Genomic DNA, 1679 nt, shown 5'->3' on the forward strand with positions numbered 1-1679 from the left:
TCATTACGCTCGGTGGCTCCGAGGGTGGTATTGAGAGCGCAAACATGTACGCCGCGTGGCTTGCCTCTCATGGGTTCCTGGCCATGTCAGTGGCTTACTACCGCATGCCTGGCTTGCCCAAGGACCTCGTGCGGGTTCCGATTGATCCCGTTTCGGTGGCGGTGGATTGGCTGCAAGAGCAAAGCTACGTCGACGCGTCTGGAATAGGTGTGTTGGGAGGGTCCTGGGGCGGGACGATTGCGATGGCCGCCGCGTCGCATGACCAGCGCCTGCGCGCCGTGGTCTCGATAGTGGGAAGTCCAGCGCCCTTCCGAGGCATACGGCGAGATATCGCACCAGCCGATTTCCGTGCGGTCGATGAGCCCGGTCTGACCTTGAAGGGGAAAGATCTGCCCTTCCTGCCGTATATGGAGGATTCGCGATGGTTTGATGAGGAAGACGCTACGGCACAGTCAGCGTTGAAATCTGCCATGTTGCCGATCGAGAAGATCAACGGCCCGCTCATGCTCGTAGCAGCGGGAGACGATCAGCTTGGTCTCTCTGGTGAGATGGCGGCGGTGGCGAGTGGCTATCTGGCGAATCATCATCGTGATAAGCCGGACGAGATCGTCTATTTCAGTGATGCCGGGCACTTGATCTCCCTGTTCTGGCAGCCAACCACGTATCGACACGACCTAGGTCCTCACCTCCAAGTGGGCGGCACTCCCAAGGGCTATGCGCGCGCGGATCGCGAGGGTGGTGCGGCTGTCATCCGATTCCTGCGAGCGGCACTGAAAAGTGAACGTGACTCGCTCCCCTCGTCGAAGTGAACGAATCGGCAGTTCACCCTGCGCAGGCCGAGCGCCAAGCTCTCGGGCTCTGCGGTTGACCGGGTTTTGGAGGAACACGTGATCCCCAACGTTTTGAGCATTGCAGGAACAGACCCCACCGGCGGCGCCGGCATTCAAGCAGACCTTAAAGCGTTCTCAGCGCTGGGTGCCTATGGCATGACTGTCATTGCTGCCGTTGTCGCCCAAAACACCCAAGGTGTCCGGCGATTTGTAGCGCTTGACCCCGATTTCGTGCAGGCACAGCTTGAGGCTGTCTTCGATGACGTGCGCGTGGATGCAATCAAAATTGGCATGGTTGCCAACGCGGGCGTTGCCCGAGCCATCGCCAAGACGCTCCGTGAGCGTGCCACGTGCCCTATTGTTCTGGATCCAGTGATGGTGGCCAAAAGTGGTGACCGCCTCTTGGAGGAAGACGCGGTTGCGGTGCTGAGAGATGAGCTGCTCCCGCTATGCACGATCGTCACTCCCAACTTGCCCGAGGCCAGTGATTTGCTTGGTGTACCGGAGGCCGCCAGCATTGAGCAGATGCATCAAACCCTGGATGCAATGGTGAATCTTGGGAGCGAGTGGGTGCTGTTGAAGGGCGGACACCTGAAGGGTGCTGAGAGCACTGACCTGCTGGCCGGACATGGAGGGAGGTGGACCTTCAACGCACCGAGGATCGCCACGCGCAACACGCATGGAACCGGCTGCACGCTATCGGCGGCACTTGCCGCGTTGATTCCCAAAATGCCCGTAGCCGATGCAGTAGGGGAGGCGAAGGCCTATCTAAGCGGTGCGATAAGCGCAGCTGAGAAGCTCGACGTAGGCCAGGGTCAGGGTCCTGTCCACCACTTCCACGCCTTGTGG

General features: G+C 60.1%; 2 protein-coding genes. Both read left to right on the plus strand.

Translation table 11 applies throughout. The features are described 5' to 3' along the window. The coding region (locus ACXJKH_RS20015; protein ID WP_457321985.1) for an alpha/beta fold hydrolase at window positions 1-809 on the plus strand (809 nt) is incomplete at its 5' end. A 78-nt stretch (window positions 810-887) separates the two neighbouring features. Then, window positions 888-1679, plus strand: a 792-nt coding sequence (gene thiD, locus ACXJKH_RS20020; RefSeq protein ID WP_457321987.1) for a bifunctional hydroxymethylpyrimidine kinase/phosphomethylpyrimidine kinase, incomplete at its 3' end; no start/stop codon positions are given.

This window comes from Stenotrophomonas sp. P5_B8 (genome assembly GCF_054049855.1).